The organism is Halomarina litorea (assembly GCF_024227715.1).
Classification (GTDB): domain Archaea; phylum Halobacteriota; class Halobacteria; order Halobacteriales; family Haloarculaceae; genus Halomarina; species Halomarina litorea.
This window is the reverse complement of the sequence record NZ_CP100448.1, coordinates 1,866,880-1,881,249: the sequence shown is the minus strand read 5'-3', so window position 1 is coordinate 1,881,249 and position 14,370 is coordinate 1,866,880. Positions and strand designations below refer to the sequence as shown.

The window sequence follows — 14,370 nt, the reverse complement described above, 5'->3', positions numbered from 1 at the left end:
TTGCGTATCTATACCCGCTGCCGGAGGTGAGTTGAACATATTTGGAGCTGTCTTCGTTGTATTCGTTGCCGACCCAACTGCTATCAATCAGTCGCTGAGACCGAACGGCCCGCCTCCTTCTTCGGTGTGGTCCTCGTAGTGGCCGAAAATGTCCGTGAGTTCGGGGTCTGCCCCCCGTGCCGAATAGACGGTGAGCAAATCACCAGCTCTGATCTCAGTCTGCCCGCGAGGTGTGATGGGGGATTCAGTTCCTTCCCGCCCAATGGCAACAACGAGCGTGTCGTCGTCGATCAGTCCTGACTCCGCAGCCTCGATTAACGTCTTTCCAGCGACGGGCGCTTCTTCAGTTACCGTAATTTCGAACACCTCTGCCTCCTCGCCGATTCGCATATAGTCGACGATAGCGGGGCGGGCTACGGCCCGGTACAGATACTCCGCAATAAGCTGCTGCGGGTTCTCCATCGTGTTCACGCCGATTTGACGGAACAATCCCATATGCTCGGGGTTGTGGACGACGGATACCACACCTGGGATTTTGAGTTCTTGGGAGAGCAGACAGACCATAATATTGGTCGCGTCTTGGTCAGTCGTCGAAATGAGGGCATCGGCCTGATCTGCACCGGCATCAACGAGTGTCTCTTTGACTGTAGCGTCCGCGTTTAGCACGAGGCAGTCGTGCTCGCTGGCCACTCGATCTGCCTTTGCTTCGTCTCGTTCGATAACTACGACTTCGTTTCCTGAGCGAGTTGCGATATCGATGAGTGGCGTACCGATATCTCCCGCTCCCACGATGATGATGTACATCCGCTACTCCGGTGTTCTGTCGAGATCATTGAAAACGTGTCGTTCCATCCATCTCACCCTCGAAGGGGTTGCTATAGGTCGAACTCAGCTATGAGGTCGAGCGGTGACGCGAACACAGACCTATGGGGATAAGTTAAGTTAGCGGGCTATGAAGCAGGGTGTATGGGCGCGGACGAAGAGTCGCCCGTAGCGCCGAGTACACTTCCCGACGAGGTCCTCGAACACATCGATGACCTCGATGAGTCCCAGCTACGGGCAGTCATCGACTACGCACAGAAGCGAATGAGGTTCGTCCATCCGGACGTCACCGAACAGATCGAGAACCGCAACGGCGAAGAGATCGTCCGCATCGAGGAACGGACCGGATACACGGAAGTCGTCAAGCGCCAGCCATGTGCAGAAGGCTGTGCTGAATGTCCTCACGGACCCTTCCTTTACCACGTTTGTGAAGAACGGAGTCCTGATCGACCCACCAGTCTCCATTGGACGTATCTTGGACGGATCTTGGAGTGACTACTCGCAAACAAGGACCCGACGGGGGAGGGCCACCGCGTTCAAGACGGACACGCACGGCCGAATTCCTCGAGCGATGGCTACGGTGGGCCGCAATCTGGGGGACCCGTGGAATGCTCGTCAGTGCTGTGCCCGTTATTTGTACGTGGCTATCGGTTGGACTCTCACCATTACCGATAGCTCGTGGGCACCCTCCGATGTCTCGGACAGGCTCAACGCCATCCACCCAACTTTGTGACGCCGTACCGGAGTATCGCTGTCACAGGCGGGCTCATCTTCCTCTTCATCGTTGTCGGTGACGTGAAGACGCTCGCCCAGGCAGGGAACGTCCTCCATCTCATCGTCTACGGACTGCTCAACATCGCGCTCATCGTGATGCGTCAAGCCGACGTCGACGAGTACGACCCCGAATTCACGGTCCCGCTCGATCCTGCCGTCCCGTTCTCGGAGCTGTTACCCCGTTCGGGCAGATTGCGTTCATGAACCCCATCGAGATCGCACTCGCATCGACATCGGTTGCTGCATCGAGGATCGTCGCCGCGATATCGGCCCATACAGCGTTCTCGTCTCGATGTCGGACTTGAGCTTCGAGAAGTCTGCTTCGACGGTTCTGAATATATCGTCCGCGAGAAATTCTCGCTGTTCGACGGAGGCTTTGTCGGGCACTCCACCGGTTTCTCGATTACGTGGACGACGAGACACCGGCCGCCGATCGATTCGAGATAGGGGGCCAGTGCTGTGGCTGTCGCGCGGGCGTCTTCCCGGTTGGCGACCGGAACGACGACCCGCTGGAAGAGTGATTCAGGCATTTGTAGTGGTTTGTCCATATACGCGAGGTATGCCTAGCCGTAGCTGGGGGCGCACCGTTCGTTCAACGACTTCCGACGGAGAGAATGGGAGTAATTGATTCGCCCTCAACCGAGGTGTTGGCCGGTTACGAGCGCTGATTCCGCAGCCAACGGGTTACTCGGGACGTGATCCCGAGGTCGCGCTTTGCCATAATAACCGTATTCCTCGCTCGTCGGCCGACCTCTTCGGGAATTGCGCCGAAAACCAGCTGCTGGAGCAGTCCTTCCCGAGAGGCACCGATAATAGTAATATCGTGATCGGCGGATCGTTCCACGATTGCCGACGCGATATCGTCCCCCTCTACGATTTCTGTCGTGGTCTCGACCCCTTCGATCGATGCTGCCGCCGAGTCGATGATCGATTGGGCCTCACCCCTTTCCTCAGAACGGGGGGACATGACGTAGATGACCTCAACACGGGCATCGGTCGCACGAGCAATCGCGTGGGCGATCTTCCCCGCGAGTTCAGCGTGCGGACCACCAGCTGTCGGGAGCAGTATCGAGTCGACATCGCCAGCAGGGCCCATCCGCTCGACGAGGACGTCACACCGTGCCTGGGTGACGACCTGGTCGACGTTACTCCCGAGGACGTAATCGGCGCGACGACCCCGGCCGCGCCACCCCATCAGAACGAGGTCGGCCTCGTCTTGGTCGAGAGTGTTCAGAATGGCCTTCGCTACGTCATGGCCGATTCGGATTTTGCCACTGACGGGAACATCGGGGTGTTCCTCCTCCGCGAACTCGATTGCACGGTCTATGACGGCTCGTTCTTCCTGGACAAATTTTCGCCCTTCAGAAAGTGGCGTCTGCTGCGGCACGGTCACGACACTCATGACCTCGACGTCGGCGTTCCGGTCTTCGGCGACGTCGAGAGCTGTCCGCATCAACTGCTCGACGCTTTCGGGGTTCGCAATCGGCACGAGAATCCGCTGGTCTGTCTCCGCACGTTCCGGTGCGGGGGCCTCCTCGGTAGCCACCGTCGGAGTCTCCTCTTCGAGTTTTTCCTCCTCTTTCGGCTCCGAGTAGCCGTAGTAAATGAGGATTCCGAACCCCATCCAAATCGCGGTGGTGACGAGCGCGATGAACCCGTGTGAATCGGGCCCGAAGCCGATCTGCATACCGAGGGCCGAAAGCAGGAACGGGGTGAGCAGGAACTGCAAGACGATACCGATGAGCGGTGGCCATGGCATATACGGAACCTCGAACGTCCGTGGGAGATCGGGGTGAGTCTTGCGCATCTTGATGACGGTCCAGTTGACCTGGACGAACAGCAGAATGAACATGATGTCCGCCGAGGCAGCAACGGCCTCAATTGGGAGTGTAACCGCCATCAGTGCAATGAGGATCGCCGATAGGAAGATCGCCCAGTGAGGGGTCCGCTTCTCCGAGTGGACCTTACTGAAGAAACCTGGGAGTGCTCGATCACGGCCCATCGCGAACGATACCCGAGATGAGGAGTAGACGGTCGCGTTGAGAGCACTCATCGTTGCCGTCAGACCGGCGATGAGGAGTAACGGAACGCCGTAGGGGACGAACTGACCAGCCGCCTCGATGATCCCGAGCTCGCCGAGATCACCGAGCGCGTTCCACGTCGGGAGACTCGGATCCGCACTGTTCGGTATCCCACCGGGTTGGGCGATGAGTTCAGCTGTCACTTCGATGCCGCCGATAGCAGCGAACGCGACGAGAATATAGATGGGAACGACGATCAGGAGCGAGTAGAAGACTGCCTTCGGAATGTTCTTGCCGGGATTGACGACCTCCTCTCCAGACTGGACAATAATCTCGTAGCCCTCAAACGCGATGTATGTGAACCCCATCGCTCCGATAATGCCGACAATCCCGTTTGGAGCGAAGCTGGGACTATTAAGGAATTTCTGGGGCCAGTCGGGTGTGTTGATTGTCGCTAGGATACCGAAGGCGACGAAGACAGCAAGAATGATGACCTTGATCGCGGTGACGACGACGCCTGCTTTCCCCGTTTCTTCAGCCCCTCGGTAGTTGATATACGCAAACAGGGAAACCATCAGGACAGCCAATATCTTATCGAGAAGATGACGCCCGATGAATCCGAGCAACTCGAACTCTGGTGCCAGAACACCACCAAAAACCAAGAACTCGGTGAGGAAGACACCAAACGTAACCGCGTATAACGAACAGGCAACTGCGTGGGCGAACCAGCTCATCCAGCCCGCGTAGAAGCCGTTCGGGTCAACGAGTGCCTCCTTTACCCAAAGATATCCCCCGCCGGCTTCGGGGAATGCTGCTCCGAGTTCGGCATACGAAACAGCGGTAAAGAGCGCAACGAAGCCATTGAGTAGGAACGCGAGTGTGAGCGCGGGTCCAGCAAGGCCGGCCGCGAACCCGGTGAGCGCGAACACACCGGCGCCGATCATCGCCCCGACACCGATGAACGTGATGTCGAAGAGACTCATATCCCGCGAGAGTTCCGTCTCTACCTCGGCTGACTCTCCTTCTGCGGACCTTGAAGTAGTCGATTCGTCCGCAGGTGAATCATCACTCATACGTGGCTACCGACTCCCGGACTGGTGAAAAAACATGTGGCGCCTCGAAATCAGTACATCGTCCCCGACAGCATACTCGGAGTAGATCGTCCACAGTCCTTTACAGCATCTAGTTTGGAAAGTATAGAACCAGATCGAAATTCATGATGTTTGACGGAAGAGGCGCTCCTCAGTCGCTGGATACTGTGTAAGTCAGCCCTGAGAGAGACTGTTCTCTGGAGTTATTACGGGCAGACAACACAGCTGTACGGGCATCTGAGCGGATGGATCGGTTCGTCGAGCTATAGATGAAACGTCGAAGCCTACCTTTTGTCGGAGCACCAACGACCGTCAGGGCGTAATATCATGACTGTTCGATGATCGCATCGGCACATTCGTCGGCTTCAAGCACCCACGTCGTAGTGATTTCCGGGCGTGCAATACGCTGGTACGCCGCGTCCACATACTCATCGGCCCGTTCGCGCTGTCGCTCCGATGCGTCGTTCTCAGCGGCTCAACGTCGTCACCCAGGAGACGCGATTCGCGCTCCTCCAGGACATCCTCGGTCACCCGTCGGAACTGCCGACGCTGAAGGAACTCGACTACGTCAACCCCAGCAAGAGCCAGACGACGATTCGCCAGCACCTCCAGCAGCTCGTCGACGCTGGCATCGTCGAGGAAGTCCTCCTGCCCGAGGACCGCCGGAAGAACGATCTCCCGTACAAGTTCTACGGAATCAGTGAGAGTGGTCGGCAGTTCCTCGATGAGCACAAGCTCCTCCGGGCACAAGACACGCTTCGCGAGATCTACGATCGAGTGGAGAAGACCGACGACATCGAACGGTACGAGAGTGCCCCGCGACCCGTGCGCTAACAGCTTCCGTCTTTCACTTCGCAGACGGGGTGTCACCCTGAATCATCGGTCATCCGACTGTGACATTATTTCGTCTATTCGTCGGGATTCACTGGGGATTTGTACGTTGACTTGATGCGATTGCCTTCCCGCCACTGCCAGTAGTAGTAGCGGTTGTCGTTGATCTCCTTGATCGTAATCGTTGCCTTTGATGGAACGTCATCTGGGAGGTCGTCTGGCCGTTCTTCGATCTCGTCTTCATCCTCCGCTTTAGCAAGGCGAGCTTCACGCTCACGGTATTCAGCGAGTTCCTCGGCGTAGCTCGCGACGTGACGAAGGAGTTCGGGCGAGTAGTTATCGAGTGAGTCGATGACGTCGGTGGGGAGGTCCGCTGGGGGCGCCGGTGGGGGAAACAGGGTATCCAACGTCGCACTCTCAGTGTAGCCTGAAAAGACCAACAGACGTTGGTTAACAGCCTGGAGAAGGGGTGTTCAGCCCTCGGCGACCGTCCCGACAATCTTCTGGGCGGTCGAACTGATCCGCCCAAGACGATCCTGAATCACCTCGGGATCATCGTTCTGCCACGCGGCCAGAGAGAACGCCGATCCGCTCGTATCCAACCCGAAAAACCGACCGATGATGTACGCGACGGCTTCCGCTTCGACTTCGCGCTTTGACCGTTCGGCCTCGTCGTCGAAAAGGAGCAGCGCGTGAGCGAACTCGTGAATGAGCGTAACCGCGAGGTCGGCCTGGTTCGTCCGTGCTTTCGCCTCAACGATCGGCGTGAAATCATGGATATCCCGCTGTTTACAGACGCCCTTCGCGTCGCCGTGCTCCCACTCGTCAGCGTCGACGATACGCATCGTCACGCCGAGGTCATCCGCCGCGTCTGTGAGTGCGGGGACGAGGCCCTCAGCGTCGCCTGTCGCCTCCGTTTCTAGCTCGGGAAGCGATTCTCCCAATTCTCATGGGCGTTCTCGTAGGTAACACACTCTCGGAGAGTCTCCATATCGGGAATCGTCGCGATTGAATCGGGCTTTTGCTCAGCACCGATGCGCTGACTATAATTTAATATCAACTATATAAACAAAGCAATTAAGAAATAGCAGTGTGACACATTCATTCGATAGTTCCTTTGATCGGCGGTTAACCATAACTGTAAACCATGACTTCGGAAGTTGATTCCCCTGACGAAACATCTACGAGCGAGAATGGACGTGAATCTATTCACGTTCTCCTCGTCGATGATGATTTGGATTTTGTCAACTTGACAGCAACATATCTGAATCAGATTGAGGATGAATTTACGGTCGTGACAGAGACCCGCACCTCTAAGGGATTCGACCAACTAGACGGTGGATCTATCGATTGCATTGTCAGTGATTATGAGATTCCCGCTCAAAACGGGATTGAATTTCTCCGCAAAGTACGGGGGATATATCCAGATCTCCCATTCATTCTCTTCACCGGCAAGGGTGACGAAGAAGTTGCAAGTGAGGCTATCTCTGCGGGAGTTACTGACTATTTGCAAAAGGGAGGCAACAAAGAGCGGTTTGAGCTATTAGCGAACCGTATTCGGAATGCTGTTGATCAATATCGAGCTGACAAGGAACTTGAAGATTTCAAACGTCGGTATGAACGGGCGGCGCGTGCGTCGTCTGATGCGTTTGTCGATTGGAAAGTCACAGATAACCATTTTTGGTGGAGTGAGGGAATCGGACAGCCGTTCGGATATTCCGATGAGGAGGCCATGTACGAGTTTGAATGGTGGGAGGACCGCGTGCATCCAGCTGACCGTCAACGTGTCTTCGATACGATCGAGAATACACTCGCAAACCAGGATGCACTGGTCGAAATGGAATATCGCTTCCGCCGAGCAGATAGTACGTATGCCCATACCATTAGTCGGGGGTACATCACCTACGAAAATGGGGAACCTGTTCGACTCACTGGTGCTTTGATCGACATTTCCACTCAAAAAGAACGGCAAAAATCACTCGAACATCTGCACCAAACGTCACGAGGACTGATACAAGCGAGAACCATCGAAGAGATCAGTGAGATCGTCGTGGAGTCTGCCGATGAAATTTTAGGATTATCTGCCATTGGCCTGTACCTATGGAATGAAGACGAGGGGGTCTTACAACCACAGGCATCGACACCGAAGACGGAGGAACTCATTGGCGAGTTACCGACCTTTACTTCCGGGCGTAGTCTTGCATGGGATGTCTTCCTTGATGGGGAAACTGGTGCTTGTGCTGACGTACACGACCAAGACAACGTATACGACGAGGACTCTTCAATTCGGAGTGAACTCATTGTGCCCCTTGGTGAATATGGTGTATTACTCTCTGGATCAACATCCCGCGACTCCATCACTCAAGATGACGTGCGGTTTGCAGAAACGCTGGCGGCAAATGCGACCGCTGCATTTCAGAGGAACGAACGAGAACAAGAACTGCTTGAGAAGGAAGAAGTGTTGAGAGAGCAGAATAAGACACTTACTCGACTTGACCGCATCAATTCAACTATACGAACTATTCAACGAGATATTGTGAACGCCACAACCCGTGATGAGATTGAACAAGCGGTTTGTGACGATTTAACCAAAGCCGAACAATATCAATTCGCCTGGATTGGCACCATCGATGAATCGGGCCAAATATCGCCTCGAACGTGGGTTGGCTCAAATCGCGGATTCCTCGACGAACTCTTCGGGGACATGAACACATCTAGTGAACTGGGATCGTTACCTGCAAAGCAAGCACTTGATTCCGGTAAGCCTGTTTCGGTTCGACAGTTCAGAAAAAATCTGAATGCACAGCCGTGGCTCCGAAAGGCCCTTGATCACGGACTATATTCAATGATCTCCGTCCCAATAGTCTTTAAAGACAGCAGTTATGGCGTATTGGAGATCTATGCCGATCAAGCCACTTCATTTAGTGCAGAAGAAGTGAGTATATTAACTGAGGTGTGTAACTTCGTCGCAAATGCGTTAAATGCAATTGAACGGAGGCAGGCACTAGTTCTCCAGAGCAATACGGAACTTGAGTTCCGAATCGGAGCGGTAAATGATGTCTTCTTTCGACTGGCGCGCCATACTGACTGCACACTTGATCTCAATTCAATGCTTCCTCAATCTGATGGGGGGTGGCTGTTGTACCTCACCGTGAGCGGATGTAACGCTGAACCATTTCAAGATATTATAACCCATCAGGTGTCGGTGGAACAAGTAACACCATTAGAAGATGACGGAGACCTGTTTGAAGTCGCCGTTTCGGATTTCGAGATTGCGACAGTCCTTGGGGAACAGGGGGCCAAACTCCATTCGCTCCAAGCCTCTCCTGATGGAGGCCATCTTGTGGTCCATCTACCGCAAACTGCTGATGTAAACTCCTTCGTTGAACGTTGTACCTCTGTATTCTCGGATGCCGAACTCGTTCGTCGAACACAGGTCTCCTCCAAAAACAGTGAAGGTGTAACCCACCTCACGGGAGATCACCTCACAGATCGTCAACGCGATGTGTTGGAAGTCGCATACCGGAACGGCTTCTTCGAATGGCCACGTGAGAGCACTGGTGAAGAAATCGCAAATCGCTTGGACGTCTCTCCGCCGACATTCCACCGTCACGTTCGAATTGGAACTCACAAACTTCTAAAAACCATTTTCAAGTAGTTCCGATAAACCTGCGTTTCAGATGAGGTGGTACTCTACGTCTAGATTAAACAATTAGCGCTCCCGAACCCTCACGCTTAGTCTTTTACCTAGTTCAATTTCGGTGATACAACACACGAGGTCTAGTAATGACTTCCTCATCTACGTCCAAAAGTGGGACCGAGTCGGAAGGGACGGCGAAAAACAATATTCCTGTTCATGAGGACCAAATCGAAATTCTGTTCGTAGACGCCAGCAATGAACTCGTTCCTTCTTCACACCTCTCTCTCTTCGAGAATAGCATAGAGGAGTTTACTGTATCTGCAATTTCGATAGATACTGCTCTTTCATCGGGTTCCACCTCGGTTAACACGGTGATTTATAACAGCAACCGGGATCTGGATTGTAAAGAGACATTCCTTAGTGCCTTGCGAGATCAATACCCTTCATCATCTCTTATTGCTCTCGTAAGTCCAAATATCAAAACAGGCGTAGCACAGAGTACTGCCGACGAGCACCTAATCCGGCCAGTAACTGAGTCGGAATTGTCGGAGACGGTAACGCTCCTCCTTCGACGACAATCCTATCACAGGTTGGTTCAATCTCATTTAAATATCGCCTCGAAGCTCGCCACGCTTGAAACTGATAGCTCCATCGAGGAACTTGAGAGAGATGGACAATATACCACGTTCTCTGAGGAACTTGACTGCGTTGAAACCCAAATCGATGGGCTAGTCACCGATTTCGATGATAGCGATTTCACTCGACTATTTATGGGACTCGACAAATGAGTTCGCGGCCGCAGAGGTGTCCAACCTGCAATCGGACTTGGATCCCTTCGAACCCTCGTTCGGATGGTGGCTATCAAGAACTCGGAGCATATGTCTGGAAATACACTAACTGCGACAGTCTCTTTAAGATATCTGACCCTCACCACCAGTCAATCGCCTGGCGGCAACTGTTGTAATAGATTTGGTCGACCGTTAACGTATCCTGGGTCGGTCAAGAATTCGTGCGTGCCGATTTCCGTCCGCCATCTTCTCTCAGGCCAATTGAAGTATCGCATTGAATGTCTCCTAATCTAAACAGTTAGTAAGTCAATAATCTATACTTAAATTACTTATCGTCTTCTTACTCGTCACCATAAGATAATAACCAACCTGTAATGCGATTCAAGATTGCGGGCGTCGCGATGGTGCTGATCATCGTCGCAGCTACGCTCGGTGCTAGTGCATACACGAGTGGTACGGTTGAACGGTCATCGAATGTCAACGTCGTAAACGACGACACCGGTCTCCTCGCGCTTGCAGACGGGACCTCGGGCCCCCTCGTCTTCCAAAACGCGTCGGGCGCTCTCGAAATCGACTTCACGAAGGGCGGTGCAGGGGGCGTGAACGCTGAGTCTCACTACGAACTCGGCAATCCGTCCGACGCAATAAACCAGAGCGCGTTCAAGATTTCCAACCTCGACGCAGAATCCCACGATATCACCGTTAGCTACACGGGCGCTGGCGCTGGCGATGCTGATGCAAACATTGAGTTCCAGATCTACGACAGCTCCAACACGCAGGTTGCGACGATTAGCGAAGAGTCGACGTCAGACACGATCACTGGCGCTGCTGCCGGTGCGACCTACTACGTCGTGATCGTCGTCGACACCAACGGTGTGACGAGTTCGACGGATCTGTCCGGAACCCTCACGGTTTCGGCCTAACCCCGATCCAACGTTTAAATCGATCTTTCCATGCTAAAACGCGCTGGTCTCGTAGTCGTTGGACTCCTGTGCCTCCTGGCACTCATGCCAGCTACGGCTCCCGTCCAACTTTCTTACGTGTACTCGGGCAGTATGGAACCAACCATCCATCAGTACGATGGGTATCTGTTGGTTCCAGCCAGCGACGTTGACGTGGGTGACATCGTCACATTTTGGTCACCCGAACGAAATTCGTATACTACCCACCGGATTGTTGGCCAGTCAGAACACGGGTTCATAACGAAGGGCGATGCCAATCCATCAACCGACCAGGCAGGAGGTGCCTCGTACGTACGCCCAGATGAAATTCGCGGACGAGTGCTCGCCATCCACGGAAATCCAGTCGTCATCCCTGGACTTGGGCATGCCGTCCGATTCATTCAAGCCCACCGGATTCAGATCACCAGTCTTCTAGGGTTGGTTCTACTACTCGGGGGACTCCGTGAACGCACCCCAACGCGGCCGTCTCGGTCAGTTCCACGCGTACGGGATGTCCTGTGGCCAATATTTGCTGTCGCAGTGATAAGTGCCATCGGCCTCCAGTTTATCGGTGGACACACGGAGCAACTCACATACGTTGCTCTTGACTCCGGAGCTTCTGGGCCCAACAGGCTTACCGTAGGCGAACCGACTACAGAGACACTTGTAATCAATCGGTCGACGGTTCCATTGACTGCGTACATGGTCAGTGCAGACGGAATGGCGATCACGAACCAGACCCGTAACGCGTCTACAATCACTGTCTCAGTACGAATCCCACCGCCGTCTCAAACCGGTGTAGTCACAACTTCTGTCACTGTTAACCGCTACGTCACAGTTCTCCCGATAGGCGTGATTAGACGCCTTCATCGGATCCATCCACTTCTCGCTGGAAGTGCGACAGTCGGCGTAATTATGTTCCCAATCATGATTGCGATGTTCGTAGGCATCGATGGAAAGCGGCCGGTACGATCCGTCGAAAGTCGGTCAGTCCGAGCACTCAAGCGGAGGTGGCGGGAACTGTGAGAAGACCTCAACGACGTTCTCGTACGCGTGTGGAGTCCCACAGTTCATTCATTCGCTTATGTGGACTGGTACTCATCGGTGTGTTGGTCGTCAGTGCCAGCCTCCCTGCTGCGTCGTTTACTCAGGGAGAAGCGTCCAGAGGAGCTAACCTCAATGTCGTTGGTGATACAAATGGTGCCCTGAAAATCAACAGTTCGAAGTCAGTCTATATCAACGACACATCTGATTTAGTGACCATTACGAATCACCTTGGGCGGGACGTCACAATCACGGTCACACTCCGAAACGATTCAATACCCATTGGTGACATTAGCGCGGGTAGTGTCAACTACAGTAACGAAACCACATTTACAGTTGCACAAGGAACGGCCGAGACGGTACAAATCAAGATCCCCGACGACAGTTCGCTTACTGATGAGATCGTGTATTTTCACATCACAGCTTCTGCCCCAGGATTAACTGTGAAAGCTCTTGATCGCGAAGTACAGGTGAATGCATGAGTCGATTAGCGATTCTTCGCGTGAAGGTCTTAGTTGCTCGGTACGGTCCGAGTGTAATTATTGGGCTTTCCATCCTTGGGATCTTGCTTCTGGGAGTTTCAGGATGGGTATACACAAACCCTCCGACAACCGAAGTTACTGACCATACGAACAAGCAGACAGTCCGATCTGAACTCCACACAAGCGCAATTACCACGGGAAATACCTCCCTCTACAGTTCCGGAGTCGAATTACAGGATCAGCCAGTGTACCTTCTTGCTTCGACACCTTCGGTTACTCTCACACAGCGCACGACTCTTCCAAAGATGCAAGGCACACATGTTGAACAAGAGATACGTATCCGGTATCAGGTGGCTCATGATGGATCTGTATTCTGGCAGGAGTCTCATCTGATAGCTAAAAACGAACGTACTACATCGAGTGGTGAGTTCGTAACCAAAACGTCGCTCGACATTCGCGATCTGGACACCCGACTCGACGAAATTGACTCCGAGATCGGGCAAGCGGGGACGGTCCGGGTTCAGCTACTTGTAACGGTTTCGTACGAAACGGATGAGTATGCCGGAGAGTTAACAGAGGCCGTTCCAGTACGACTCACTGACTCCTGGTATACTATTGAGGCAGAACCCCTTGAACGGACTCACAGCACCCCCGTAACGCGGAAAGTCCCGGTTCCTGCTCGGGGCCCGATTGGGTATGCGCTAGCTGGGGGTATTGGTTTTGGACTGCTTGTAGTAGCTGGTGCCATTGCCATCAGCTATCATCGTGGATTCGACCAACGGCGACTCGAACAACGCGTTGATGAAATCAGATATTCAGAATGGATCTCCACTGGCTCATTATCGAATTCGTTTGCCGGAACAACCGTCTCAATTGACTCGTTAGAAGGATTAATTGATATTGCGATTGATACGAACAATCGGGTAATCCATGATCTCGATCGGAACGTGTATGTCGTGGTTGAGGATGCAGTAGTTTATTATTATAGTCAAGACGGATTCCGATTTGCGGCAGCGGAATGACCGTGAATTTGCTCGATTTTGACTCGCTCGGCAAACCACAATCCAAGCGGCGCCGTGACCGGGTCACTATCCTGATGGGTCGGACAGTCGCACCTTCCCGACGTCCGTGTGAACTGAAACCCGGTTCGACCAATCATGTAACCGTGTTGAACACTGGGTGGGTGGCTCGGGAGAAGCGAAGATTCTTCTCACACATCCTCTTCCGGTTCGACGAGGTCGTTGCTCTCAGCGACGAGTTCCTGCACGGCGAGAGCAGGACTCTCTTCAATCGGAACGGTTCGCTTGTCGAGCGGGGCGGGATACGCACGGTCACCCTGCGCACAGAGCAGGACCAGCCACTCCTCGGTCCCGTCACAGGGGACGACGTAGTGGTCGATGTCTCGGCGCTGGAAGACTGTCCGATCTAACCGACTTACGGTAGTCCAGTTCACTGGAAGAGACGGTTTGAGCGTTCCACCATCCGGTGTGAGTGCTTCGTACCCGGTGACCTCGGCGAGTGCGGGTCAGATTCCCGACTCGTAGTCGGCCTCGAAGTCGACGGTGAACGCGTCTGAGTCGTACGCAGCGTGGTAGGCGTGGTGGCGTTCGAGCGAGCCCGTCGCCTTGAAGTGGAAGAACGCAGCCGATGTGTAGGGCTCGCTCTGCGTCTCGATTTGCGTCTCCACCGACGCCGGAAGCGCCTCACCACTCGCCGACGCGGAAAGACTCCCCATCGAGACTGGCGTCGGGCGGGGGATGAAAGTGGATCTCGGGAGAGTGTGTAATCGGGTGACGATTGAATCGCCAGTTGACGTCGTCGCTACCGACCTAATGAAACGAATACATCCCCAGTTCGCTCCATTGGATATCGAGCCGAGCGCTGTCGGCGTCCCCGTGTCCATCGCTGAGACTGATCTGCAGTTCCGTGGGTGGAC

14 protein-coding genes and 4 pseudogenes are annotated in these 14,370 nt (G+C 54.0%); 11 read left to right on the top strand and 7 right to left on the bottom strand.

Annotated features, from left to right (window positions below; genetic code table 11):
- Positions 1-87: 87 nt before the first annotated feature.
- A complete protein-coding gene (locus NKG96_RS10270; protein WP_254534846.1) occupies positions 88-804 on the bottom strand; it encodes a potassium channel family protein in 717 nt (238 codons plus the stop codon).
- A gap of 162 nt (positions 805-966) precedes the next feature.
- Here NKG96_RS10270 and NKG96_RS10265 point away from each other — a divergent pair, with 162 nt between their 5' ends.
- The gene (locus tag NKG96_RS10265) at positions 967-1,317 is read left to right on the top strand and encodes a hypothetical protein (protein WP_254534845.1); all 351 of its coding nucleotides are present in this window, start codon (positions 967-969) and stop codon (positions 1,315-1,317) included.
- A 234-nt stretch (positions 1,318-1,551) separates the two neighbouring features.
- Positions 1,552-1,800 (top strand): hypothetical protein, encoded by a 249-nt coding sequence (locus NKG96_RS10260; protein ID WP_254534844.1) that lies wholly within the window; start codon positions 1,552-1,554, stop codon positions 1,798-1,800.
- 451 nt (positions 1,801-2,251) lie between these two features.
- Here NKG96_RS10260 and NKG96_RS10255 read toward each other — a convergent pair whose 3' ends face one another.
- A complete protein-coding gene (locus NKG96_RS10255; protein ID WP_438267345.1) occupies positions 2,252-4,690 on the bottom strand; it encodes an amino acid permease in 2,439 nt (812 codons plus the stop codon).
- A gap of 474 nt (positions 4,691-5,164) precedes the next feature.
- On the opposite strand from NKG96_RS10255, the gene NKG96_RS10250 reads away from it, so the two are divergent.
- Complete coding sequence (locus NKG96_RS10250) at positions 5,165-5,542, top strand: helix-turn-helix domain-containing protein (protein ID WP_254534843.1); 378 nt, start codon at positions 5,165-5,167, stop codon at positions 5,540-5,542.
- Between the two features lie 74 nt (positions 5,543-5,616).
- Here the strand turns inward: NKG96_RS10250 and NKG96_RS10245 are convergent, their stop codons facing one another.
- The 3 genes and pseudogenes from NKG96_RS10245 to NKG96_RS21245 all read right to left on the bottom strand — a co-directional run.
- The gene (locus NKG96_RS10245) at positions 5,617-5,979 is read right to left on the bottom strand and encodes a DUF6788 family protein (RefSeq protein WP_254534842.1); all 363 of its coding nucleotides are present in this window, start codon (positions 5,977-5,979) and stop codon (positions 5,617-5,619) included.
- Between the two features lie 33 nt (positions 5,980-6,012).
- Positions 6,013-6,480 (bottom strand): annotated as a pseudogene (locus NKG96_RS10240) (DUF955 domain-containing protein); the annotation flags it as partial.
- 2 nt (positions 6,481-6,482) lie between these two features.
- Positions 6,483-6,548, bottom strand: a pseudogene (locus NKG96_RS21245) (DUF8129 domain-containing protein); the annotation flags it as partial.
- 138 nt (positions 6,549-6,686) lie between these two features.
- Here NKG96_RS21245 and NKG96_RS10235 point away from each other — a divergent pair.
- The 8 genes from NKG96_RS10235 (at position 6,687) to NKG96_RS21170 (ending at position 13,863) form a co-directional block, all read left to right on the top strand.
- Positions 6,687-9,197 carry a bacterio-opsin activator domain-containing protein gene (locus tag NKG96_RS10235; RefSeq protein ID WP_254534841.1) on the top strand — a complete coding sequence of 837 codons (2,511 nt, stop codon included), beginning with the start codon at positions 6,687-6,689 and terminating at the stop codon, positions 9,195-9,197.
- A 128-nt stretch (positions 9,198-9,325) separates the two neighbouring features.
- The gene (locus NKG96_RS10230) at positions 9,326-9,967 is read left to right on the top strand and encodes a HalX domain-containing protein (RefSeq protein ID WP_254534840.1); all 642 of its coding nucleotides are present in this window, start codon (positions 9,326-9,328) and stop codon (positions 9,965-9,967) included.
- A complete protein-coding gene (locus NKG96_RS21040; RefSeq protein ID WP_368409246.1) occupies positions 9,964-10,143 on the top strand; it encodes a hypothetical protein in 180 nt (59 codons plus the stop codon). Before NKG96_RS10230 ends, NKG96_RS21040 begins: the two co-directional genes overlap by 4 nt.
- Positions 10,144-10,368: 225 nt before the next feature.
- On the top strand, positions 10,369-10,890 hold the full coding sequence (locus NKG96_RS10225; protein ID WP_254534839.1) for a hypothetical protein: 522 nt from the start codon (positions 10,369-10,371) through the stop codon (positions 10,888-10,890).
- Positions 10,891-10,920: 30 nt separating this feature from the next.
- Positions 10,921-11,934, top strand: coding sequence for a signal peptidase I (locus NKG96_RS21035; RefSeq protein ID WP_368409245.1), 1,014 nt, complete (start codon positions 10,921-10,923; stop codon positions 11,932-11,934).
- Positions 11,935-11,963: 29 nt separating this feature from the next.
- Complete coding sequence (locus NKG96_RS10220; protein WP_254534838.1) at positions 11,964-12,434, top strand: hypothetical protein; 471 nt, start codon at positions 11,964-11,966, stop codon at positions 12,432-12,434.
- A gap of 305 nt (positions 12,435-12,739) precedes the next feature.
- Positions 12,740-13,456 carry a DUF5305 family protein gene (locus tag NKG96_RS10215; RefSeq protein ID WP_254534837.1) on the top strand — a complete coding sequence of 239 codons (717 nt, stop codon included), beginning with the start codon at positions 12,740-12,742 and terminating at the stop codon, positions 13,454-13,456.
- A gap of 161 nt (positions 13,457-13,617) precedes the next feature.
- Positions 13,618-13,863 carry a hypothetical protein gene (locus tag NKG96_RS21170; protein WP_254534836.1) on the top strand — a complete coding sequence of 82 codons (246 nt, stop codon included), beginning with the start codon at positions 13,618-13,620 and terminating at the stop codon, positions 13,861-13,863.
- A gap of 96 nt (positions 13,864-13,959) precedes the next feature.
- On the opposite strand, the pseudogene NKG96_RS10205 reads toward NKG96_RS21170, so the two are convergent.
- Both NKG96_RS10205 and NKG96_RS21025 read right to left on the bottom strand, forming a co-directional pair.
- Positions 13,960-14,136: pseudogene (locus NKG96_RS10205) on the bottom strand (DUF8025 family protein); the annotation flags it as partial.
- Between the two features lie 37 nt (positions 14,137-14,173).
- Positions 14,174-14,365 (bottom strand): annotated as a pseudogene (locus NKG96_RS21025) (toxin-antitoxin system TumE family protein); the annotation flags it as partial.
- Positions 14,366-14,370 lie beyond the last annotated feature (5 nt).

Bases quoted from the DNA above. Each gene is read 5' to 3' on its own strand.
- NKG96_RS10235 (WP_254534841.1), top strand. From the start codon at position 6,687: ATGACTTCGGAAGTTGATTCCCCTGACGAAACATCTACGAGCGAGAAT.
- NKG96_RS10250 (WP_254534843.1), top strand. From the start codon at position 5,165: ATGCGTCGTTCTCAGCGGCTCAACGTCGTCACCCAGGAGACGCGATTC.
- NKG96_RS21040 (WP_368409246.1), top strand. From the start codon at position 9,964: ATGAGTTCGCGGCCGCAGAGGTGTCCAACCTGCAATCGGACTTGGATC.
- NKG96_RS21035 (WP_368409245.1), top strand. From the start codon at position 10,921: ATGCTAAAACGCGCTGGTCTCGTAGTCGTTGGACTCCTGTGCCTCCTG.
- NKG96_RS10270 (WP_254534846.1), bottom strand. From the start codon at position 804: ATGTACATCATCATCGTGGGAGCGGGAGATATCGGTACGCCACTCATC.
- NKG96_RS10255 (WP_438267345.1), bottom strand. From the start codon at position 4,690: ATGAGTGATGATTCACCTGCGGACGAATCGACTACTTCAAGGTCCGCA.
- NKG96_RS10265 (WP_254534845.1), top strand. From the start codon at position 967: ATGGGCGCGGACGAAGAGTCGCCCGTAGCGCCGAGTACACTTCCCGAC.
- NKG96_RS10225 (WP_254534839.1), top strand. From the start codon at position 10,369: ATGGTGCTGATCATCGTCGCAGCTACGCTCGGTGCTAGTGCATACACG.
- NKG96_RS10230 (WP_254534840.1), top strand. From the start codon at position 9,326: ATGACTTCCTCATCTACGTCCAAAAGTGGGACCGAGTCGGAAGGGACG.
- NKG96_RS10215 (WP_254534837.1), top strand. From the start codon at position 12,740: ATGCAAGGCACACATGTTGAACAAGAGATACGTATCCGGTATCAGGTG.